Origin of the sequence: Streptococcus mitis (assembly GCF_003942865.1) — a bacterium.
Lineage (GTDB): Bacteria > Bacillota > Bacilli > Lactobacillales > Streptococcaceae > Streptococcus > Streptococcus mitis_BI.
In genome coordinates, this window is sequence record NZ_RJNZ01000002.1 from 99,812 (window position 1) to 120,274 (window position 20,463).

Here is a 20,463-nt window from a genome sequence, read left to right on the forward strand (position 1 = left end):
TGACCTATGTTTTTTAAATTATTAAGAGAAGCTCTTAAAGTCAAGCAGGTTCGATCAAAAATTCTATTTACAATTTTTATCGTTTTGGTCTTTCGTATCGGAACTAGTATTACAGTTCCTGGTGTGAATGCTAATAGCTTGAATGCTTTAAGTGGATTATCCTTCTTAAACATGTTGAGCTTGGTCTCAGGGAATGCCATGAAAAACTTCTCAGTTTTTGCTCTTGGTGTTAGTCCCTACATTACGGCCTCTATCGTTGTCCAGCTCTTGCAAATGGATATTTTACCCAAGTTTGTAGAGTGGGGTAAACAAGGGGAAGTAGGTCGAAGAAAATTAAATCAAGCTACTCGTTATATTGCTCTTGTTCTAGCCTTTGTGCAATCTATCGGGATTACAGCTGGTTTTAATACTTTGGCTGGAGCTCAATTGTTGAAAACAGCTCTTACTCCACAAGTCTTTATCATGATTGGTATCATCTTAACAGCTGGTAGTATGATTGTGACTTGGTTGGGAGAGCAAATTACAGATAAGGGATACGGAAATGGTGTTTCTATGATTATCTTTGCCGGGATTGTTGCCTCAATTCCAGAGATGATTCAGGGCATCTATGTGGACTACTTTGTGAATGTCCCAAGTAGCCGTATCAACTCATCTATCATTTTCGTAATCATTTTGATTATTACTGTATTGTTGATCATTTATTTTACAACTTATGTTCAACAAGCAGAATACAAAATTCCAATCCAATATACTAAGGTTGCACAAGGTGCTCCATCTAGCTCTTACCTTCCTTTGAAGGTAAACCCTGCTGGAGTTATCCCTGTTATCTTTGCAAGTTCGATTACTGCAGCGCCTGCGGCTATTCTTCAGTTTTTGAGCGCTACAGGTCATGATTGGGCTTGGGTAAGAACAGCACAAGAAATGCTGGCAACAACTTCACCAACTGGTATTGCTATGTATGCTTTATTGATTATTCTCTTTACATTCTTCTATACGTTTGTGCAGATTAATCCTGAAAAAGCGGCAGAGAACCTACAAAAGAGCGGTGCCTATATCCATGGAGTTCGTCCTGGTAAAGGTACAGAAGAATATATGTCTAAGCTTCTTCGTCGTCTTGCAACGGTTGGTTCCCTCTTCCTTGGTGTGATTTCCATTTTACCGATTGTAGCAAAAGATGTTTTCGGACTTTCAGAAGCAGTTGCTTTTGGAGGAACCAGTCTTTTGATCATTATCTCTACAGGTATTGAAGGAATCAAACAATTGGAAGGTTACCTATTGAAACGTAAGTATGTTGGTTTCATGGACAGAACAGAATAAAAGTATTTACAGAATCAGTAAATGCTGAGGGAGTGGAGGTTTAACTCTAACATTAGTGAGAGTTTGGTCTCCCCTCTTCTATTTTGTTTTTAAATAGGGGTGAAAAAACTTTTTGCTTCTATTTAAAAATAAAATAAGGAGATCTAATCATGAATCTTTTGATTATGGGCTTACCTGGTGCAGGTAAGGGAACTCAAGCAGCAAAAATCGTAGAACAATTCCATGTTGCACATATCTCAACAGGTGATATGTTCCGTGCTGCTATGGCAAATCAAACTGAAATGGGTGTTCTTGCCAAGTCATACATTGACAAGGGTGAATTGGTTCCTGACGAAGTTACAAATGGGATCGTAAAAGAACGTCTTTCACAAGATGATATTAAAGAAACAGGATTCTTGTTGGATGGTTACCCACGTACAATCGAACAAGCTCATGCCTTGGACAAAACATTGGCTGAACTTGGCATTGAACTAGAAGGTGTCATCAACATTGAAGTGAATCCTGACAGCCTCTTGGAACGTTTGAGTGGTCGTATCATCCACCGCGTAACTGGAGAAACTTTCCACAAGGTCTTTAACCCACCAGTTGACTATAAAGAAGAAGATTACTACCAACGTGAAGATGACAAACCTGAGACAGTGAAACGTCGTTTGGATGTGAATATTGCTCAAGGGGAACCAATCATTGCTCACTACCGTGCCAAAGGTTTGGTTCATGACATCGAAGGTAATCAAGATATCAATGATGTCTTCTCAGATATCGAAAAAGTATTGACAAATTTGAAATAAAGCGTTTTTCACACTTGCAAAAATCCGCTACAAATGTTATACTGAGATAGTCTGACTTATAATTGTTGTCTCTGTGTCTAGAGGCATCGAATCGAAATTTATGGAGGTGCTTTTGCGTGGCAAAAGACGATGTGATTGAAGTTGAAGGCAAAGTAGTTGATACAATGCCGAATGCAATGTTTACGGTTGAACTTGAAAATGGACATCAGATTTTAGCAACAGTTTCTGGTAAAATTCGTAAAAACTATATTCGTATTTTAGCGGGAGATCGTGTTACTGTCGAAATGAGTCCATATGACTTGACACGTGGACGTATCACTTACCGCTTTAAATAATCGAAAAACTTGGAGGGATAAGAAATGAAAGTAAGACCATCGGTCAAACCAATTTGCGAATACTGTAAAGTTATTCGTCGTAATGGTCGTGTTATGGTAATTTGCCCAGCAAATCCAAAACACAAACAACGTCAAGGATAAGATAGAAAGGAGAAAACATGGCTCGTATTGCTGGAGTTGACATTCCAAATGACAAACGCGTAGTAATCTCATTGACTTATGTTTATGGTATCGGACTTGCAACATCTAAGAAAATTTTGGCTGCTGCTGGAATCTCAGAAGATGTTCGTGTACGTGATCTTACATCAGATCAAGAAGATGCTATCCGTCGTGAAGTGGATGCAATCAAAGTTGAAGGTGACCTTCGTCGTGAAGTAAACTTGAACATCAAACGTTTGATGGAAATCGGTTCATACCGTGGTATCCGTCACCGTCGTGGACTTCCTGTCCGTGGACAAAACACTAAAAACAACGCTCGCACTCGTAAAGGTAAAGCTGTTGCGATTGCTGGTAAGAAAAAATAATATAGGAGGTAAAAGTCTTGGCTAAACCAACACGTAAACGTCGTGTGAAAAAGAATATCGAATCTGGTATTGCTCATATTCACGCTACATTTAATAACACTATTGTTATGATTACTGATGTGCATGGTAATGCAATTGCTTGGTCATCAGCTGGTGCTCTTGGTTTCAAAGGTTCTCGTAAATCTACACCATTCGCTGCTCAAATGGCTTCTGAAGCTGCTGCTAAATCTGCACAAGAACACGGTCTTAAATCAGTTGAAGTTACTGTAAAAGGTCCAGGTTCTGGTCGTGAGTCAGCTATTCGTGCGCTTGCTGCCGCTGGTCTTGAAGTAACAGCAATTCGTGATGTGACTCCAGTGCCACACAATGGTGCTCGTCCTCCAAAACGTCGCCGTGTATAATCATCGCATTACACTGCTTTTCGTTTAAGAGGGAGTAACTAAATGATCGAGTTTGAAAAACCAAATATAACAAAAATTGATGAAAATAAAGATTATGGCAAGTTTGTAATCGAACCACTTGAACGTGGCTACGGTACAACTCTTGGTAACTCTCTTCGTCGTGTACTTCTAGCTTCTCTACCAGGAGCAGCTGTGACATCTATCAATATTGATGGTGTGTTACATGAGTTTGACACAGTTCCAGGTGTTCGTGAAGACGTGATGCAAATCATTCTGAACATTAAAGGAATTGCAGTGAAATCGTACGTTGAAGACGAAAAAATCATCGAACTGGATGTTGAAGGTCCTGCTGAAGTAACAGCTGGTGACATTTTGACAGATAGCGATATTGAAATTGTAAATCCAGATCATTATCTCTTTACAATCGGTGAAGGTTCTTCGCTAAAAGCGACTATGACTGTTAACAGTGGTCGTGGATATGTACCTGCTGATGAAAATAAAAAAGATAATGCACCAGTTGGAACACTTGCTGTAGATTCTATTTATACACCAGTTACAAAAGTCAACTATCAAGTGGAACCTGCTCGTGTAGGTAGCAATGATGGATTTGACAAATTAACCCTTGAAATCTTGACAAATGGAACAATTATTCCAGAAGATGCTTTAGGGCTTTCAGCACGTATTTTGACAGAACATCTTGATTTGTTTACAAATCTTACTGAGATTGCTAAGTCAACTGAAGTGATGAAAGAAGCTGACACTGAATCTGACGATCGTATTTTGGATCGTACGATTGAGGAACTGGACTTGTCTGTGCGTTCATACAACTGTTTGAAACGTGCCGGTATCAATACTGTGCATGATTTGACAGAAAAATCTGAAGCAGAGATGATGAAAGTACGAAATCTTGGACGCAAGAGTTTGGAAGAAGTGAAACTCAAACTCATTGATTTGGGTCTTGGATTAAAAGATAAATAAAGGAGGAATACATGGCTTACCGTAAACTAGGACGCACTAGCTCACAACGTAAAGCAATGCTTCGCGATTTGACAACTGACCTTTTGATCAACGAATCAATCGTGACAACTGAAGCTCGTGCTAAAGAAATCCGTAAAACTGTTGAAAAAATGATTACTCTAGGTAAACGTGGTGATTTGCATGCACGTCGTCAAGCAGCTGCTTTCGTACGTAATGAAATCGCATCTGAAAACTATGATGAAGCAACTGATAAGTACACTTCTACTACAGCACTTCAAAAATTGTTCTCAGAAATCGCACCTCGTTATGCTGAACGTAACGGTGGATACACTCGTATCCTTAAAACTGAACCACGTCGTGGTGATGCAGCGCCAATGGCGATCATCGAATTAGTATAAAATCATCAATTTTGTTGAGTGTTATGATGATGGAGTCTTGTGCTCTTAGTCTAGCTCTGGTCTACCGCTAGGATCTTGGTCCTAGCGGGAACACTCATCATAAGTTGGGATAGTAGACGCTTGTTTACGAAATTGTTTTTTTCTTAAGAACAACTTCGTAAGCAGGCGTTTTTGAGTATTTTAGTTAGAATTATGCTATACTATTTGAAAAGAATCCTGTTTAATGTTCAGGTTTCCTATTAAAAGAAGAATTGGAGTTTGCTTATGAAAGCGATTATAACTGTTGTTGGTAAAGATAAATCTGGAATTGTTGCAGGTGTTTCTGGTAAAATTGCAGAATTGGGTTTGAATATTGACGATATCTCTCAAACTGTCTTGGATGAATATTTCACGATGATGGCTGTCGTCTCTAGTGATAAAAAGCAAGATTTTACCTATCTTCGTAATGAATTTGAAGCTTTTGGGCAAACTTTGAATGTGAAAATCAATATTCAGAGTGCAGCGATTTTCGAAGCTATGTATAATATCTAGGAGGTTATCATGGATATTAGACAAGTTACTGAAACCATTGCCATGATTGAGGAGCAAAACTTCGATATCAGAACTATTACCATGGGGATTTCTCTATTAGACTGTATCGATCCAGATATCAATCGTGCTGCGGAGAAAATTTATCAAAAGATTACGACCAAGGCGGCTAATTTAGTGGCTGTTGGCGATGAAATTGCAGCTGAGTTGGGAATTCCAATCGTTAATAAGCGTGTATCGGTGACTCCCATTTCTCTGATTGGGGCAGCGACAGATGCGACGGACTATGTGGTTCTGGCAAAAGCGCTTGATAGGGCTGCGAAAGAAATCGGTGTGGACTTTATTGGTGGTTTCTCTGCCTTGGTACAAAAGGGGTACCAAAAGGGAGATGAGATTCTCATCAATTCTATTCCTCGTGCTTTGGCTGAAACGGACAAGGTCTGCTCGTCAGTCAATATCGGCTCAACCAAGTCTGGTATCAATATGACGGCTGTGGCAGATATGGGACGAGTTATCAAGGAAACGGCAACTCTATCTGATATGGGAGCAGCCAAGTTGGTTGTATTCGCTAATGCTGTTGAGGACAATCCATTTATGGCGGGTGCCTTCCATGGTGTTGGGGAAGCAGATGTTATCATCAATGTCGGAGTTTCTGGTCCTGGTGTGGTGAAGCGTGCTCTGGAAAAAGTTCGTGGAGAGAGCTTTGACGTAGTAGCCGAAACAGTCAAGAAGACTGCATTTAAAATCACTCGTATTGGTCAATTGGTTGGTCAGATGGCCAGCGAGAGACTGGGAGTGGAGTTTGGTATTGTGGACTTGAGTTTGGCACCAACCCCTGCGGTTGGGGACTCTGTGGCACGCGTTCTTGAGGAGATGGGACTAGAAACAGTTGGAACGCACGGAACGACGGCTGCCTTGGCTCTCTTGAACGACCAAGTTAAGAAAGGCGGAGTGATGGCCTGTAACCAAGTCGGTGGTTTGTCCGGTGCCTTTATCCCTGTTTCTGAGGATGAGGGAATGATTGCTGCAGTGCAAAATGGCTCTCTTAATTTAGAAAAACTAGAAGCTATGACGGCTATCTGTTCCGTTGGTTTGGATATGATTGCCATCCCAGAGGATACACCAGCTGAAACTATTGCGGCTATGATTGCAGATGAAGCAGCTATAGGTGTTATCAATATGAAAACAACGGCTGTTCGTATCATTCCAAAAGGAAAAGAAGGCGATATGATTGAGTTTGGTGGTCTTCTTGGTACAGCTCCAGTAATGAAAATCAATGGAGCTTCGTCTGTCGATTTCATTTCTCGTGGAGGCCAAATCCCAGCACCAATTCATAGTTTTAAAAATTAAGAAAATAGGAGAAATTTTAAGTTCTATTTAAGGTTGGATGTGTATACTATAATCATTAAATAAAGACCTCCTAATATTATTTGAAACAGATAACACTGATTTAGTTTGAATTTGATTTTCATCTAATATCTTTATTTAATAGAACTCCTAAACTTTTTCATAATAATCTCCTGCAAAAGTCGCCTGTCTGGGTGGCTTTTGTTTTATCATCCATGATATAATAGAAGCAAACGGAGGACGGAAAATGGTAAAAGTACGATTGTATTTGGTACGTCATGGCAAGACTATGTTTAACACGATTGGTCGCGCGCAAGGTTGGAGCGATACTCCCTTAACAGCTGAAGGTGAGCGAGGGATTCAAGAATTAGGAATCGGTTTGAGAGAATCTGGTCTGCAGTTTGAGCGCGCTTATTCCAGTGATTCTGGGCGCACCATTCAGACAATGGGAATCATTCTTGAAGAACTTGGCTTGCAGGGGAAAATCCCTTATCGCATGGACAAGCGTATCAGAGAATGGTGTTTTGGTAGCTTTGACGGGGCCTACGATGGCGATCTTTTCATGGGCATTATTCCTCGTATCTTTAATGTGGACCACGTTCACCAATTGTCTTATGCTGAACTGGCTGAGGGTTTGGTAGAGGTCGATACAGCTGGTTGGGCTGAGGGCTGGGAAAAACTCAGTGGTCGAATCAAGGAAGGCTTTGAAGCGATTGCCAAGGAAATGGAAGAACAAGGTGGGGGCAATGCCCTTGTCGTTAGCCACGGAATGACCATTGGAACCATTGTTTATCTGATTAATGGTATGCATCCACATGGTCTCGATAATGGTAGCGTGACGATACTTGAATATGAGGACGGGCAGTTTAGCGTAGAAGTTGTCGGTGACAGTAGTTACCGAGAACTAGGACGTGAGAAGATGGAAGAGACAAATAGTTAATAGAAGTTAGCTCCAAATGGGGGCTAATTTTTTATACTGCTAAATAAGCTGGATTTGCGATTTGGTCTTTCTTGGCATATAAGTCCAAAAGAACATTTCTCGTCTTTCAAATTCCCTCAAAAATGGTATAATAGTAACATCACAAAATTGGAGAGAGACCATGAGTTTTTACAATCATAAAGAAATTGAGCCTAAGTGGCAGGGCTACTGGGCAGAACATCATACATTTAAGACAGGGACAGATGCATCAAAACCGAAGTTTTATGCTCTTGATATGTTTCCTTATCCATCTGGAGCGGGTCTGCACGTAGGACACCCAGAAGGCTATACAGCGACAGATATCCTCAGCCGTTACAAACGTGCGCAAGGCTACAATGTTCTTCACCCAATGGGTTGGGATGCTTTTGGTTTGCCTGCAGAGCAATATGCTATGGATACTGGTAATGACCCAGCAGAATTTACAGCTGAAAACATTGCCAACTTCAAACGCCAAATTAATGCACTTGGATTTTCTTACGACTGGGATCGTGAAGTCAACACAACAGATCCAAACTACTACAAGTGGACTCAGTGGATTTTCACCAAGCTTTATGAAAAGGGTTTGGCTTATGAAGCGGAAGTGCCAGTAAACTGGGTAGAAGAATTGGGAACTGCCATTGCCAACGAAGAAGTTCTTCCTGACGGAACTTCTGAGCGTGGAGGCTATCCAGTTGTTCGCAAACCAATGCGCCAATGGATGCTCAAAATCACGGCCTATGCAGAGCGCTTGCTCAATGACTTAGATGAACTAGATTGGCCAGAGTCTATCAAGGATATGCAACGCAACTGGATTGGGAAATCAACTGGTGCTAATGTAACCTTCAAAGTTAAGGGAACAGACAAGGAATTCACAGTCTTTACAACTCGTCCTGATACCCTTTTCGGTGCGACTTTCACTGTTTTGGCTCCTGAGCATGAACTAGTAGATGCCATCACAAGCACAGAGCAAGCAGAGGCTGTAGCAGACTACAAACACCAAGCCAGTCTGAAATCAGACTTGGCTCGTACTGACCTTGCTAAGGAAAAAACTGGTGTCTGGACTGGTGCTTATGCCATCAACCCTGTCAATGGCAAGGAAATTCCAATCTGGATTGCGGACTATGTTCTTGCTAGCTATGGTACAGGTGCGGTCATGGCTGTTCCTGCCCATGACCAACGTGACTGGGAATTTGCCAAACAATTTGACCTTCCAATTGTAGAAGTGCTTGAAGGTGGAAATGTAGCAGAAGCTGCCTACACAGAGGATGGTCTTCATGTCAATTCAGACTTCCTAGATGGATTGAACAAAGAAGATGCTATTGCCAAGATTGTGGCTTGGTTGGAAGAAAAAGGCTGTGGTCAAGAGAAGGTTACTTACCGTCTCCGCGACTGGCTCTTTAGCCGTCAACGTTACTGGGGTGAACCAATCCCAATCATTCATTGGGAAGATGGGACTTCAACAGCTGTCCCTGAAAGTGAATTGCCACTTGTCTTGCCTGTAACCAAGGATATCCGTCCTTCAGGTACAGGGGAAAGTCCACTAGCTAACTTGACAGACTGGCTTGAAGTGACTCGTGAAGATGGTGTCAAAGGTCGTCGTGAAACCAACACTATGCCGCAATGGGCAGGTTCAAGCTGGTACTACCTCCGCTATATTGACCCACACAATACTGAGAAATTGGCCGATGAGGACCTTCTCAAACAATGGTTGCCAGTAGATATCTACGTGGGTGGAGCAGAGCATGCCGTTCTTCACTTGCTTTATGCTCGTTTCTGGCACAAATTCCTCTATGACCTCGGTGTTGTTCCGACTAAGGAACCATTCCAAAAACTCTTTAACCAAGGGATGATTTTGGGAACAAGCTACCGTGACCATCGTGGGGCTCTTGTGGCAACTGACAAGGTTGAAAAACGTGATGGTTCCTTCTTCCATGTGGAAACAGGCGAAGAGTTGGAGCAAGCGCCAGCCAAGATGTCTAAATCCCTCAAGAACGTGGTTAACCCAGACGATGTGGTGGAACAATACGGTGCCGATACACTTCGTGTTTATGAAATGTTTATGGGACCACTTGATGCTTCGATTGCTTGGTCAGAAGAAGGTCTGGAAGGAAGCCGTAAATTCCTTGACCGTGTTTACCGTTTGATTACAAGTAAGGAAATTGCTGCGGAAAACAATGGCGCTCTTGACAAGGTCTACAACGAAACGGTTAAAGCTGTCACAGAGCAAATTGAGTCCCTCAAATTCAACACAGCCATTGCCCAACTTATGGTCTTTGTCAACGCGGCTAATAAGGAAGACAAGCTTTATGTAGACTATGCCAAAGGCTTTATCCAATTGATTGCACCATTTGCACCTCACTTGGCAGAAGAGCTCTGGCAAACAGTTGCAGCAACAGGAGAATCTATCTCTTACGTGGCTTGGCCAACATGGGATGAAAGCAAATTAGTCGAAGACGAAATCGAAATCGTCGTCCAAATCAAAGGTAAAGTTCGTGCCAAACTCATGGTTGCTAAAGATCTATCACGCGAAGAATTGCAAGAAATTGCTCTCGCTGATGAAAAAGTCAAAGCAGAAATTGACGGTAAGGAAATCGTGAAAGTAATTGCGGTACCGAATAAATTGGTTAATATCGTTGTAAAATAAGATAGGAATCCCTCAGAGTAGAATCTGGGGGATTTTTTATTTGACAGGAAGTTTCTGTTTTGTTAATATGATTAACAAAGGAAAGAGAGATTATGGATAAAAAAGAATTTATTGCATTTAATAATCGTTTCAATAGATTTATTTTAGCGTTTGACCAGTTAAAAAAAAATCAACATAAAAGTGGTGTTGACAAATCCATTACTTTGAATGAGGTACATTTGATTGTTGTGATTGGGGAAAATCAGCTCTTAAATCTAGTAAAATTATCTGAATTATTAGAAGTTTCAAGAAGTGCAATAACTCAAAGTGTTAGGAGATTGATTCAAAAAAATTTAGTTGTTTTTGATTTTGATCCGAATAATGGGAAAAATAAATATTTGAGATTATCTGAAAAGGGCATCGAAATTTTTAAAATCCATAAGGAGCAACAAGCATATATTGAAAAATCAATCTTTTCAGTTTTAAACAACTATAGCGAGGTGGAACTTAAAACAGTTGTGAAATTGATGGATGATATTGAAAAGGTGTGGGGAGAATTACCGTGGTAAAAGTCACGGTAAATTTCAAATATAATTGTTAAGCGGATTAACAAAAAGGAGAAGATATGACTGTAAACATAGAACTGATTTCACAAACAGATTTAGCGGATGAATCTTTTTATATTGCTATTAATGGTTTAGAACCAAGGGCAATGTATTGTGTAGAAATGTACCTGTCTGATTATTACTGTATAAATGCTCCCTTGCTTTTAGATCATGATGTTATATGGAAATCAACCGCAATTTTTTTATCTGATCAGGACGGTATGATTGATACCTCTCAGACAGCATCTATTTCGGGATCTTATAAAGGAGTTTCAGAAATGGGATTATTCTTTAATGCGAAACCGTTGAAGAATAGGAAAAGGAGATTACCGAGTTCTCTTGATAGAATTCCATTACGAGATTGTTTTGGTGTTGAAATTAAAATCAGGCTGGGAAAAGATGTAATCGCGGAGCAAAGTTTTGTAAGGCGTTATATGAATCTGGGAGTAAGATATCAAGATATCTATGACAAGCATTTTCAAGGTCGATTATTTTATGATGAAAAGTTAAGAAGGGCGCCAGCCGTGATTATTGTTAGCGGTAGTGAGGGAAGAATTGAAAAAGCTCAGAATATTGCCCAACTTTTATCTTCAAGAGGCTATATTTGTCTTGCAATAGCTTATTTTGGTTTAGAGGGATTACCCCAAAATTTAGAACGAATTCCAATAGAATGTCTGGAGGAGGCGAAAGATTTTCTATATCATCATCCTCAAGTTGATAATACAAAAATAGGAATATATGGTCGCTCTAAAGGAGCAGAGCTTGTTCTGGCTGGACAAAGTATTTTGGAAGATGTGCAATGTTTGGTACTCAATTCCCCCTCAAATGTAATATTTGAGGGAATAAAGGGAAAACTCAACTCTCATTCATCTTCTTGGACATATTTACAAAAGGAACTTCCTTATCAAAAATTTCAGTTAGGAAAGTATTTGTTAAACAAGTTTTTTGGAAAACATATTCCTGAAGATAGAAGGGCTCAGATTGATGTGAGTAAAATTGCCTCTCCTTTATTATTACTAGGAAGTGATGTTGACGAAATATGGAATGCATCATCCGCGATAGATGATATTATTTCACACTATAAAGGGGAATCCATTTTGTTTAAAAAATACCATGAAACAGGGCATATGTTGACGGTTGCTTATCAACCGAATCATCGTTATCGAAAAGATTGGCGCTTATTAATGAAAGAAAGTGTAGACTCTTGGTTTGCCACGATAAATTTTTTTGATACACATCTGAAAAATTTGTAGATAGTGCTGAACCGTACTATAATAGTCCCAACTAAGATAAAAATACAGTTTTAGTTGGTAGTTCAGTATACAAAAGTAAACACTAAAACAAGAGAAATTTGAACTCAAACAGTAAAAACGTAGAGAGAAGCACAAGGGGCATTAACTCCCTCGTTCCCATATTTGATTATTCCTCCATAAAGTGGATGGATGATTTTTATAAGAGGAGTTTGCATTATTGAATAGAAAACCAAGTGTTTCCTAAAATTTTCATTGAGATATGTTATACTATTTTCAATAAGTGAATAAGGAGAAGGTTATGCCAGTAAACGAATATGGTCAGATGATTGGTGAGTCAATGGAAGGTTATACGCCCGGTGCACTGCCTTCTATTGATTTCTTAGAAGGGCGTTATGCTCGAATAGAGGCTCTCTCGGTAGAAAAGCATGCGGAGGATTTGCTAGCTGTTTATGGTCCTGATACTCCTCGTGAGATGTGGACCTATCTCTTTCAGGAACCAGTAGCAGACATAGAGGAACTGGTCAGCCTTTTAAATCAGATGTTGGATCGTAAGGACCGTTTTTACTATGCAATCATAGACAAGGCAACTGGTAAGGCTTTGGGAACTTTTTCTCTCATGCGTATTGATCAGAATAACCGAGTAATAGAAGTGGGAGCTGTCACTTTTTCTCCAGAACTCAGGGGGACACGAATAGGAACAGAAGCTCAGTATCTTTTGGCTCGCTATGTCTTTGAAGAGCTTAACTATCGTCGCTATGAGTGGAAATGCGATGCTCTTAATCTGCCATCAAGACGAGCTGCGGAGCGTTTGGGATTTGTATACGAAGGAACCTTCCGTCAGGCGGTGGTTTATAAGGGGCGCACGAGGGATACGGATTGGTTGTCTATAATTGATAAGGATTGGCCCAAAGTCAAATCTCGTTTAGAAATATGGTTGCGTCCTGAAAATTTTGATAAAAATAAACGACAGTACAAGAGCTTGAGAGAACTCTAAGAGGTGATGACATGATAACTATTAGAAAGCAAGAAATCGTCAAGCTCGAGGATGTTTTGCATCTCTATCAGGCTGTCGGTTGGACAAATTATACAAATCAACTTCAGATGCTGGAGCAGGCCTTGTCTCATTCATTAGTAATTTATCTGGCACTTGATGGTGATGCTGTGGTGGGCTTGATTCGTTTGGTTGGAGATGGATTCTCATCAATACTGGTTCAGGATTTAATCGTTTTACCTATCTATCAGCGTCAAGGGATAGGCAGTGCTTTGATGAAAGAGGCTTTAGAGGATTACAAAGATGCCTATCAAGTCCAGCTGGTGACAGAACAGACAGAAAAAAACTTGGGGTTTTACCGTTCTCTGGGGTTTGAAACCTTATCTACTTATGATTGTGCAGGAATGATTTGGGTGGATCGAGAAAAATAACAAAAATTGTTTTTCTTAAGCAAAGTTTAAGGCTAGTCTAGTATTATATAACCATTAAATAAAGACCTCCTAACTTTATTTAATGAAAACCTAAAACTTTTTTCATCATAATCTCCTAATGAAGTCACCCAATCAGGTGGCTTTTTTGTGGGGTGAGGTGATGGTTATAGTGATTTTCTGCAAAATGGTAGAATCTGAGAAAAAGTTAAGCTAGTTTTAAGCTTTGTCTTGTATCATATAGTTATTAAATAAAGACCTCCTAACTTTATTTAATAAAATCCTAAACTTTTCTTTTTCATAATAATCTCCCTTAACTCCACCCAATCAGGTGGAGTTTTTTGGCTCTATTTCAGGCTTTTGGGGACTATTTTAAAAATAATTTTTCGATATTTTTCGATATTTTTCGGTATTTTTCGGATTTTTGACGGGGAATTGGCGGGGATCTTTTTAGCGAATATGATTAAGAAATAGGTCTGTTGTAGCTTCAGCTACTTCAACCTCACTTTGAATGTAAGTGACTGCTAAATGAAGGAATGGAACTATTGTAATGACGATTTTACTTGTCCAGTAGTGGCGTATTAAATGAGGAGTGACATGTAAGATTGTCTCTTCGTTTACTAAATCAAAATTTCTATGAAATTGATAGAATCCCTAACTTTCTCTTAATCTTGACCGTTTTGTTGTAAAGCGGTTAAAGCTTGAGAAGCTGAGGATGTAAAGTTTTGACAAATTTTGTGAACTGTGGGATAATGGAGAGGAATTAAGGATTAGTTCTATATCATGGACTAGAAAAGACCCCAAGCTAACTTCCACATTAAGCTTGGGGTCTTTTTGACACTATCTATCTTTGTTTAGCCATTTATCGACTAAGCGAAGAACGACACCGACCACAATTGGTTCGATGATAGTTTTAAGGATTAGTTCCATCATGGGCTATCTCACCTCCTTTCGCAGGCGGTGTAGAAGTGCCGTATAATATTATATCATAAAATACTATACTCTCTCAGTAGGATAGAGTGCTTTTGCATTTGGAAAGGAGGAAGTTATAGCTTATTTACTCCTTATCCCAGTAATTTTTTTAGCAGTAGGAGGAATTCTCATTCTTTTATGGAGACTCTTTCTTATTGCCAGTGGACTTTTCCTGATTGGTTTTGTCAGTTTTCTTATTTTCGTGGAGGGCTATGGAATATATTTGTTCTTTACAGAGACCGAACTTTATACGGAAGATTTAGCACAGAATGGATTATTTGGTTTTACGACTTTCTTTATCATCTTTAATCTTGCTTTGCTTGTCTTGGCAGGCTGGGCAGGGTATAAGTGGAAGATAAGATTAAAAAAATGGAGAAAACTCTAATGGTTCTTCTCCATTTTTTTATCTAATTGGTAATGTTGAAAATCGGAAGTGAAATGATACTTTCAAAGAATTCATTTTGGACACTAGCAAACGAAATAGAGCCCTGATGCAAATCAACAATTTGTTTTGAAATTTTTAGCCCAATTCCAGTCGTTCTAATTTTAGAAATATCAATGTTTTTAAAAGATAATTCATTAAGTTCAGCAATTTTTTCTGGTGAAGCTCCCTGTCCATTATCTTTGATTTCGACAATTACATTTGTATCTTTTTTGAATAAGTTGATTCTTATTGTGCAACCCTTTTCGTTATGTAAAACAGAGTTGTAGATGATATTATGGATAACTCTTGTGATTAAAAACTGCTCAATCATGATAGATTGATTAACAAGTGAATAATCGTAATCAAATTCAAATTCAAAATCATTCCAGATTTCTTGATTTAAAATATGGATGAGAATGTCTTTGAAGAAGGGGATAATTTTTGTTTCAGTCTGATTTAATTGAAGATGACCGGATGAAAGGCGAGCTACTATATTTAAGTCATTTAAAATATTTTGGATGTAATAGGATTCCGTCAATATTGGGCGAATATGTTTTTTAGACTGTGTATCTAGTTCAGAATCATTTAACAAGGACGCGTTAGAAATGATGACAGAAAGAGGTGTTTTGATATCGTGTGCAATTCCTGAAATCCATTGCTCTTTAAAGACTTCATTCTCTTTGAGTAGAGTATCGGTTTGATTAATTGCAGTTGTAAGATATTCTAGTTCGGATATAGAATTAATTGGATTTTTCAAACCATCTGGGAGGTTCTGAATAGCAGTTACAAGAGGCGCAATTTTACGATTGATATGCGTCACACCATAGTAGTAAAGAAAAGCGAAATAAAGGCAGTTGAAAAGCAATACTCCAAATGCTACTAGTGGAATTAGGCGAATACTATCTATATCTAAGTAATTATAACTATAACGAGCAATTTTATCTTTTGGAAAACCAACAACAATGATGTAGTCACCTTTTATCTGACTAAAAACAGGATAATCTGAAAGATAATAGCGAGAAAACTGTAAAATGTCCCCATAGTCAAATTGCGAAGGAACTTCTGTAGGTTTATACTGTTCGTACACTTGTTTTCCAGTCTGCTTATCCAATACCATTAGCCATAACTCTTGTTCTTTTAGACTAGAGATATCTTTTTTAGGTATGTGGACGTTATTTTTTGTGATGGTAATGTGTTCAGAAATTATTTTTACAGTCTCAGTAGCAGTTTGCTTTTCCCTAATGTAGAAAACAAAACTGGCAATTAGAATAATATTGGTAATAAAGATAATGATGGAAAAAAAGATAAATTTCTTTAGTGAATACCTTAAAATTTTGGTTTGGTTCATAATCATGATAACAATTTATATCCCAGCCCTTTAGCTGTCTTTAAATATTGAGGTTTTGAAGGATTTTCTTCTATTTTTTCCCGAATTTTCCGAATATGTACAGTCAAAGAGTTTTCATAACCAAAGCTATCCACTCCCCAAATCGTATCACAGAGAGATTCGGTTGAAACGATGTAATTTTTATTATCGTAAAGTTTTTTCAAAATCTTAATTTCAATTGGTGTAATAGAAATTTCTGCTCCATTCTTTTGTACTGTTGCATTCCGAAAACTCACCAAAGTCTGTCCAATCTGTATTGCTTCCTGTTCTGATTTATAGCTTCTCCTGAGAAGAGCCATAATACGATAGATAAGATTTTTTGGAATGAAGGGTTTTACGACATAATCATCACCACCAGCATTGAAACCAGCCACCTCATCTTCAGGATTATTTTTGGCAGTCAGAAAGAGGATAGGAGTATCGCCTTTTTTCCGGATATGTTTTGCTAATGAATAGCCATCACCATCGGGGAGCATAATGTCCAAAAGGAAAAGGTCGAACTGATCTGTTTCAATCATGTCCAAACTAGATTCTATATCATAGGCTGATGTTAGATTGGAAAATCCGTAGGCAGTGAGAATATCTCTTATGGAAGAGTTTAAAATTTTATCGTCATCAATGATAAGGATGTGCTTATTCAGGAGCTGTTGTTCGAAATTCATAATCTTACCTCGCTTATCTATATTATACCATTTAAAAGAGTGAAAAAAGCAAGATACTTTAATCTTAATGTAAAATTAAGGTTAGCTTAGTTTAAAATTAATCTAGCATGTCTATAATAAAGATATAACCTAGATAGAGATACTTCTCAAATAAATTTTAATCAGTGAGGTATTGCCAAATGGCTAAACAACAAATGAATCTCGTTGAGATTGAAGTAATGAATTCTCTTCAAGAATTAACTCTTGAAGAACTTGATAACGTTCTTGGTGCTGATAGTGGAATAATTCATTTTATTTAGACAAAAACAATGGTAATAGTGAGTCACCAATTAGATATTGTAAATTATGTTGATTCTATCATTTTTGTTGATAAGAGTAGTGGAGATATTATCAAAGATACTCATGATAATTTGATTTATAGAAATCAAAATTATAGAAAATTATTTGGTTTAAAGGAGGAAGTTCATAATGATTAGTAATGTTTTACAGATAAAAAACTTACAAAAGGGATTTGAGGACACTCAGGTAGTTAACCTTAGTTCCTTATCAGTTCAACAAGGTGAGATTTATGGTTTTCTAGGTCCAAATGGAGCTGGGAAAACAACCACCATGAAGATGATTTTGTCTTTGATTACTCGTACAGCTGGGGAGATTGAAGTGTTCGGTCAATCTATAGGTACGGACAAGCAGTATCTTAATCAGATTGGCTCTATGATTGAAGAACCGTCTTATTATCCTAATTTGACAGGCTATGAAAATCTCTTAGTCTTCCAAAAAATACTTGGATTTGATAAGAAAAATATTCAGGAAACCTTGAAAATTGTGGGGTTAGATCAACCTAAAAACAAGAAAAAATTGGTTAAAGATTATTCTCTGGGTATGAAACAGCGCTTGGCTTTAGCCTTTGCCTTAGTCAAGAAACCGCGTTTGTTGATACTGGATGAGCCAACAAACGGGCTAGACCCAGCAGGGATTCATGAAATTCGGGAACTGATTATCAAGTTGGCAAAAGAACAGGGCATTACTGTCTTCATCTCTACCCATATCCTTTCTGAAGTAGAGCATATAGCTGACCGTGTGGGGATTATCAATCATGGTCAACTGGTTTACGAGGGAGAAATTCGTAAAATTCAGTCCAATAAATGGCTGGAAGTGCGTGGGGATTTTAGAGGTCGACGTGAAGCCATTAACCAAGTGTTATTTGGTTATCCGTGCAAGATGTTGGAGATACAAGAGGATAAACTCAAGCTGACTAACCTTGCCGATCAGCAGATTTCTAGTTTGTTACGAGATTTAATAGTCGAGAAAGTTCCAATTTACGAAGTGAAGCAAGAACAAGAAACCTTGGAATCTATCTTCCTCAACTTAACCAAGGAGTGAGTCTTATGTTGAATAATTTGTCTATTGAATTGCTCAAGGCAAAACGAACCAAATCCTTCCTCATTAGCATACTAGTTATGGGAGTCGGATTTGCTTGGGCAATTGCAGCCGCTACACGCTACCTAAGTAATCCAGACATGCACCAGATTAGCCTAATTTTCTATATGATAAAAGAAGTAAATGGCTTGATTCTCCCTATTGTGATTTCTCTCTTTGTATCGCGGATTGTCAAGAACGAGAAGGAGGGCAACACTTTCAAACTGCTTTTGGCAAATGGTGAAAATGTACGGCATATCTTTCTGAGTAAGCTTGGCCTGACCATGTTCATTTTGACCTTCCTCGCTTTTTTGGAGGGAGTAGTGGCCCAGTTAATTGCAATCTTATCAGGTCTAGAAATGCCTGTTAGCCTAATCCTCTGGCAAATCGTCATTTTCTTGCTAGCCTCTTTTGTCTTAACCTGTCTGTTTTTGACTTTGCAGTTTTTACTGAAGAAGCAGGCATTGATACTGGCATTAGGGATTTTCGGAGGATTTCTTGGTGTTGGATTTGGTCATGCACCAGCTTTTCTACAGCTAATTTTCCCTTTTGGTGGTATAGGATATATGTCTCTGGTGGATTACCAGCAAGTTGCTAGTCGAGTGAGTTATGTTTTGGCGACAAACCTAGGATTTAAACTCTTTACATATTTGCCAATAGCCCTAATCTATCTCTTCTTATCTCTCTATCTGGTTGAAAAGAAAGGAGGCAAGCTATGATGTCTTATCTATCAGTAGAATGGCGGAAAACCAAAAAATTTTCCATGTTGATGATTGGTATTTGCTTCTTAGCTTTTTGTAGCCTGATTGGTCTTGGGATTTACTTTGGTTCAGCTTATTCTATGGTTGCAGAAATTGAAAAAGTGCCTGTTTTATGGGGACAATTGACTTTCTATTATAGCCAGCTTTTCTTTCCGATTTTGGTTAGCCTTTATGTAGCCATGATGTTAGGAAAAGAGTTTGACAGAAAAAATATTGAATTTCTCAGAGCTAATAATGTCAGTCTTGGGAAATTATTGTTGGCAAAAGAAATAGTAATTATCTTGTTTATTGCTGTTTTACAGTTGTTATTGTTTGGTATTTTTTATGTCAGTGCTCACCTAGCTCATTTAGAAATTTCTAATTTGTTCACCTACCTCAAGTGGGATTTATTGGGGATTTTTGGAACAATTAGTATGATGGCAGTACAGTTTTTTGTGACAGCTAAAACTTGTGTTTTCAGTAAATCTGTGGGAATTGGTGCTATTGGTACTTTCGTAGGATTTATGATGATTTTTGTATCAGATAAATTATCTTTAATCTATCCCTACTCTCAAGCTATGGTGGCAATGCGGTCACGGAATTTGATAGACTTTAATTTAGTGGAAATAGTGCTGTTTATAATTGTAAATATTCTTCTGTGGGGGATTTTTCATACATTGAGTAATAAAGAATTGCATAAGTAATGCGAAGACTCTTCGGAGTCTTTTTCTTGTGATAAAAGCTCCAAGCTTTATCTGTTATTCTTGACCTAGTTTTTATAGAAAGAAGGTCTAATTATCAATTAGAAGAAGCCTTAGTACAGGGATTTCAAACACCTGAAGAATACCAAGCCTACAAGGAGCTAAAGGGATATTATGAGGAAGTGACAGGGGACTACAGTTTTTCTAAACGAGAACTCACTAGTCAACTGGAAATCGCTCTTCAGAATCATCGATATGTGGACTTTGAAGAACATGAGAAAGAGGAGTATTTGGACTTAGTTCAAAAATTAGAAGAGTTTGATTATTCTCTTGCCACCCATTATCGTCAATTGATTGACTAGAAAGGAGAAAGTCATGAAAGATTTACTCCTTATCCCAGTAATTTTTTTTAGCAGTAGGAGGAATTATCATTCTTTTATGGAGACTCTTTCTTATTGCCAGTGGACTTTTCCTTATTGGTTTTGTCAGTTTTCTTATTTTCGTAGAGGGCTATGGAATATATTTGTTCTTTACAGAGACCAAACTTTACACGGCAGATTTGGCATAAAATGGATTATTTGGTTTTACGACATTCTTTATTATCTTTAATTTAGTTTTACTTGTATTAGTAAGTTTGGCGGGATACAAATGGAAGAGGGGATATTAACAAAAGTGGAGAAAACTATA

The 20,463-nt window shown here is 38.3% G+C and carries 25 protein-coding genes and 1 pseudogene; 23 read left to right on the plus strand and 3 right to left on the minus strand.

The window, feature by feature from the left end; translation table 11 throughout:
- Nucleotides 1–6 precede the first annotated feature (6 nt).
- From secY to D8845_RS02540, 16 genes are all read left to right on the plus strand, one after another.
- A complete protein-coding gene (gene secY, locus D8845_RS02465; protein WP_000465403.1) occupies nucleotides 7–1,317 on the plus strand; it encodes a preprotein translocase subunit SecY in 1,311 nt (436 codons plus the stop codon).
- A 149-nt stretch (nucleotides 1,318–1,466) separates the two neighbouring features.
- A complete protein-coding gene (locus D8845_RS02470; protein ID WP_001050436.1) occupies nucleotides 1,467–2,105 on the plus strand; it encodes an adenylate kinase in 639 nt (212 codons plus the stop codon).
- Nucleotides 2,106–2,221: 116 nt separating this feature from the next.
- Nucleotides 2,222–2,440, plus strand: coding sequence for a translation initiation factor IF-1 (gene infA / locus D8845_RS02475; RefSeq protein WP_001029883.1), 219 nt, complete (start codon nucleotides 2,222–2,224; stop codon nucleotides 2,438–2,440).
- 24 nt (nucleotides 2,441–2,464) lie between these two features.
- Nucleotides 2,465–2,581: a 50S ribosomal protein L36 gene (gene rpmJ / locus D8845_RS02480; protein ID WP_001808836.1), complete on the plus strand. Its 117-nt coding sequence runs from the start codon at nucleotides 2,465–2,467 to the stop codon at nucleotides 2,579–2,581.
- A 17-nt stretch (nucleotides 2,582–2,598) separates the two neighbouring features.
- Nucleotides 2,599–2,964, plus strand: coding sequence for a 30S ribosomal protein S13 (gene rpsM, locus D8845_RS02485; protein ID WP_000090781.1), 366 nt, complete (start codon nucleotides 2,599–2,601; stop codon nucleotides 2,962–2,964).
- 17 nt (nucleotides 2,965–2,981) lie between these two features.
- A complete protein-coding gene (rpsK, locus tag D8845_RS02490; RefSeq protein WP_001118385.1) occupies nucleotides 2,982–3,365 on the plus strand; it encodes a 30S ribosomal protein S11 in 384 nt (127 codons plus the stop codon).
- 42 nt (nucleotides 3,366–3,407) lie between these two features.
- Nucleotides 3,408–4,343 (plus strand): DNA-directed RNA polymerase subunit alpha, encoded by a 936-nt coding sequence (locus D8845_RS02495; RefSeq protein WP_000568988.1) that lies wholly within the window; start codon nucleotides 3,408–3,410, stop codon nucleotides 4,341–4,343.
- An 11-nt stretch (nucleotides 4,344–4,354) separates the two neighbouring features.
- Nucleotides 4,355–4,741: a 50S ribosomal protein L17 gene (gene rplQ, locus D8845_RS02500; protein ID WP_000331493.1), complete on the plus strand. Its 387-nt coding sequence runs from the start codon at nucleotides 4,355–4,357 to the stop codon at nucleotides 4,739–4,741.
- A 264-nt stretch (nucleotides 4,742–5,005) separates the two neighbouring features.
- The gene (locus D8845_RS02505) at nucleotides 5,006–5,272 is read left to right on the plus strand and encodes an ACT domain-containing protein (protein WP_000644130.1); all 267 of its coding nucleotides are present in this window, start codon (nucleotides 5,006–5,008) and stop codon (nucleotides 5,270–5,272) included.
- A gap of 9 nt (nucleotides 5,273–5,281) precedes the next feature.
- Nucleotides 5,282–6,619, plus strand: coding sequence for a PFL family protein (locus D8845_RS02510; RefSeq protein ID WP_125452351.1), 1,338 nt, complete (start codon nucleotides 5,282–5,284; stop codon nucleotides 6,617–6,619).
- A gap of 244 nt (nucleotides 6,620–6,863) precedes the next feature.
- Nucleotides 6,864–7,556 (plus strand): histidine phosphatase family protein, encoded by a 693-nt coding sequence (locus tag D8845_RS02515; RefSeq protein WP_125452352.1) that lies wholly within the window; start codon nucleotides 6,864–6,866, stop codon nucleotides 7,554–7,556.
- Between the two features lie 160 nt (nucleotides 7,557–7,716).
- Complete coding sequence (gene leuS / locus D8845_RS02520) at nucleotides 7,717–10,218, plus strand: leucine--tRNA ligase (RefSeq protein WP_125452353.1); 2,502 nt, start codon at nucleotides 7,717–7,719, stop codon at nucleotides 10,216–10,218.
- Nucleotides 10,219–10,310: 92 nt separating this feature from the next.
- Complete coding sequence (locus D8845_RS02525; RefSeq protein WP_125452354.1) at nucleotides 10,311–10,766, plus strand: MarR family transcriptional regulator; 456 nt, start codon at nucleotides 10,311–10,313, stop codon at nucleotides 10,764–10,766.
- A gap of 56 nt (nucleotides 10,767–10,822) precedes the next feature.
- Nucleotides 10,823–12,055, plus strand: a complete 1,233-nt coding sequence (locus D8845_RS02530) for an acyl-CoA thioesterase/BAAT N-terminal domain-containing protein (protein WP_125452355.1) — start codon at nucleotides 10,823–10,825, stop codon at nucleotides 12,053–12,055.
- A gap of 298 nt (nucleotides 12,056–12,353) precedes the next feature.
- The gene (locus D8845_RS02535) at nucleotides 12,354–13,049 is read left to right on the plus strand and encodes a GNAT family N-acetyltransferase (RefSeq protein WP_125452356.1); all 696 of its coding nucleotides are present in this window, start codon (nucleotides 12,354–12,356) and stop codon (nucleotides 13,047–13,049) included.
- An 11-nt stretch (nucleotides 13,050–13,060) separates the two neighbouring features.
- Entirely contained in the window at nucleotides 13,061–13,477 is a 417-nt protein-coding gene (locus D8845_RS02540; RefSeq protein ID WP_125452357.1) for a GNAT family N-acetyltransferase, read from the plus strand.
- An 837-nt stretch (nucleotides 13,478–14,314) separates the two neighbouring features.
- Here D8845_RS02540 and D8845_RS02545 read toward each other — a convergent pair.
- On the minus strand, nucleotides 14,315–14,407 hold the full coding sequence (locus D8845_RS02545; protein ID WP_049502635.1) for a type I toxin-antitoxin system Fst family toxin: 93 nt from the start codon (nucleotides 14,405–14,407) through the stop codon (nucleotides 14,315–14,317).
- 115 nt (nucleotides 14,408–14,522) lie between these two features.
- Here D8845_RS02545 and D8845_RS10295 point away from each other — a divergent pair, with 115 nt between their 5' ends.
- Nucleotides 14,523–14,831, plus strand: a complete 309-nt coding sequence (locus D8845_RS10295; RefSeq protein ID WP_064276747.1) for a DUF5966 family protein — start codon at nucleotides 14,523–14,525, stop codon at nucleotides 14,829–14,831.
- A gap of 22 nt (nucleotides 14,832–14,853) precedes the next feature.
- Here the strand turns inward: D8845_RS10295 and D8845_RS02555 are convergent, their stop codons facing one another.
- Complete coding sequence (locus D8845_RS02555; protein ID WP_064276746.1) at nucleotides 14,854–16,224, minus strand: sensor histidine kinase; 1,371 nt, start codon at nucleotides 16,222–16,224, stop codon at nucleotides 14,854–14,856.
- Nucleotides 16,221–16,919: a response regulator transcription factor gene (locus D8845_RS02560; protein ID WP_064276745.1), complete on the minus strand. Its 699-nt coding sequence runs from the start codon at nucleotides 16,917–16,919 to the stop codon at nucleotides 16,221–16,223. Before D8845_RS02560 ends, D8845_RS02555 begins: the two co-directional genes overlap by 4 nt.
- Nucleotides 16,920–17,098: 179 nt before the next feature.
- Between D8845_RS02560 and D8845_RS02565 the strand changes: the two genes are divergently transcribed.
- The 6 genes and pseudogenes from D8845_RS02565 (at nucleotide 17,099) to D8845_RS10300 (ending at nucleotide 20,443) form a co-directional block, all read left to right on the plus strand.
- A complete protein-coding gene (locus tag D8845_RS02565) occupies nucleotides 17,099–17,218 on the plus strand; it encodes a type A2 lanthipeptide (RefSeq protein ID WP_064276744.1) in 120 nt (39 codons plus the stop codon).
- Between the two features lie 169 nt (nucleotides 17,219–17,387).
- Nucleotides 17,388–18,299 (plus strand): ABC transporter ATP-binding protein, encoded by a 912-nt coding sequence (locus D8845_RS02570; RefSeq protein ID WP_082888144.1) that lies wholly within the window; start codon nucleotides 17,388–17,390, stop codon nucleotides 18,297–18,299.
- Between the two features lie 5 nt (nucleotides 18,300–18,304).
- Nucleotides 18,305–19,054 carry an ABC transporter permease gene (locus tag D8845_RS02575; protein ID WP_064276743.1) on the plus strand — a complete coding sequence of 250 codons (750 nt, stop codon included), beginning with the start codon at nucleotides 18,305–18,307 and terminating at the stop codon, nucleotides 19,052–19,054.
- Nucleotides 19,051–19,779, plus strand: coding sequence for an ABC transporter permease (locus D8845_RS02580; protein ID WP_064276742.1), 729 nt, complete (start codon nucleotides 19,051–19,053; stop codon nucleotides 19,777–19,779). The genes D8845_RS02575 and D8845_RS02580 overlap by 4 nt, the downstream gene beginning before the upstream one ends.
- A gap of 74 nt (nucleotides 19,780–19,853) precedes the next feature.
- Entirely contained in the window at nucleotides 19,854–20,138 is a 285-nt protein-coding gene (locus tag D8845_RS02585; RefSeq protein WP_064276741.1) for a DUF5962 family protein, read from the plus strand.
- A gap of 13 nt (nucleotides 20,139–20,151) precedes the next feature.
- Nucleotides 20,152–20,443: pseudogene (locus tag D8845_RS10300) on the plus strand (DUF5966 family protein).
- Nucleotides 20,444–20,463: the final 20 nt, after the last annotated feature.

What these genes read in the sequence shown, in the direction of transcription:
- D8845_RS02505 (WP_000644130.1), top strand. Translation starts at nt 5,006, where the DNA reads ATGAAAGCGATTATAACTGTTGTTGGTAAAGATAAATCTGGAATTGTT.
- D8845_RS02510 (WP_125452351.1), top strand. Translation starts at nt 5,282, where the DNA reads ATGGATATTAGACAAGTTACTGAAACCATTGCCATGATTGAGGAGCAA.
- D8845_RS02580 (WP_064276742.1), top strand. Translation starts at nt 19,051, where the DNA reads ATGATGTCTTATCTATCAGTAGAATGGCGGAAAACCAAAAAATTTTCC.
- D8845_RS02495 (WP_000568988.1), top strand. Translation starts at nt 3,408, where the DNA reads ATGATCGAGTTTGAAAAACCAAATATAACAAAAATTGATGAAAATAAA.
- D8845_RS02540 (WP_125452357.1), top strand. Translation starts at nt 13,061, where the DNA reads ATGATAACTATTAGAAAGCAAGAAATCGTCAAGCTCGAGGATGTTTTG.
- D8845_RS02560 (WP_064276745.1), bottom strand. Translation starts at nt 16,919, where the DNA reads ATGAATTTCGAACAACAGCTCCTGAATAAGCACATCCTTATCATTGAT.
- D8845_RS02565 (WP_064276744.1), top strand. Translation starts at nt 17,099, where the DNA reads ATGGCTAAACAACAAATGAATCTCGTTGAGATTGAAGTAATGAATTCT.
- D8845_RS02535 (WP_125452356.1), top strand. Translation starts at nt 12,354, where the DNA reads ATGCCAGTAAACGAATATGGTCAGATGATTGGTGAGTCAATGGAAGGT.
- rplQ (WP_000331493.1), top strand. Translation starts at nt 4,355, where the DNA reads ATGGCTTACCGTAAACTAGGACGCACTAGCTCACAACGTAAAGCAATG.
- D8845_RS02470 (WP_001050436.1), top strand. Translation starts at nt 1,467, where the DNA reads ATGAATCTTTTGATTATGGGCTTACCTGGTGCAGGTAAGGGAACTCAA.
- secY (WP_000465403.1), top strand. Translation starts at nt 7, where the DNA reads ATGTTTTTTAAATTATTAAGAGAAGCTCTTAAAGTCAAGCAGGTTCGA.
- D8845_RS02545 (WP_049502635.1), bottom strand. Translation starts at nt 14,407, where the DNA reads ATGATGGAACTAATCCTTAAAACTATCATCGAACCAATTGTGGTCGGT.
- D8845_RS02555 (WP_064276746.1), bottom strand. Translation starts at nt 16,224, where the DNA reads ATGATTATGAACCAAACCAAAATTTTAAGGTATTCACTAAAGAAATTT.
- rpmJ (WP_001808836.1), top strand. Translation starts at nt 2,465, where the DNA reads ATGAAAGTAAGACCATCGGTCAAACCAATTTGCGAATACTGTAAAGTT.
- D8845_RS02530 (WP_125452355.1), top strand. Translation starts at nt 10,823, where the DNA reads ATGACTGTAAACATAGAACTGATTTCACAAACAGATTTAGCGGATGAA.
- D8845_RS02515 (WP_125452352.1), top strand. Translation starts at nt 6,864, where the DNA reads ATGGTAAAAGTACGATTGTATTTGGTACGTCATGGCAAGACTATGTTT.
- D8845_RS02575 (WP_064276743.1), top strand. Translation starts at nt 18,305, where the DNA reads ATGTTGAATAATTTGTCTATTGAATTGCTCAAGGCAAAACGAACCAAA.
- D8845_RS02525 (WP_125452354.1), top strand. Translation starts at nt 10,311, where the DNA reads ATGGATAAAAAAGAATTTATTGCATTTAATAATCGTTTCAATAGATTT.
- rpsM (WP_000090781.1), top strand. Translation starts at nt 2,599, where the DNA reads ATGGCTCGTATTGCTGGAGTTGACATTCCAAATGACAAACGCGTAGTA.
- leuS (WP_125452353.1), top strand. Translation starts at nt 7,717, where the DNA reads ATGAGTTTTTACAATCATAAAGAAATTGAGCCTAAGTGGCAGGGCTAC.
- D8845_RS02570 (WP_082888144.1), top strand. Translation starts at nt 17,388, where the DNA reads ATGATTAGTAATGTTTTACAGATAAAAAACTTACAAAAGGGATTTGAG.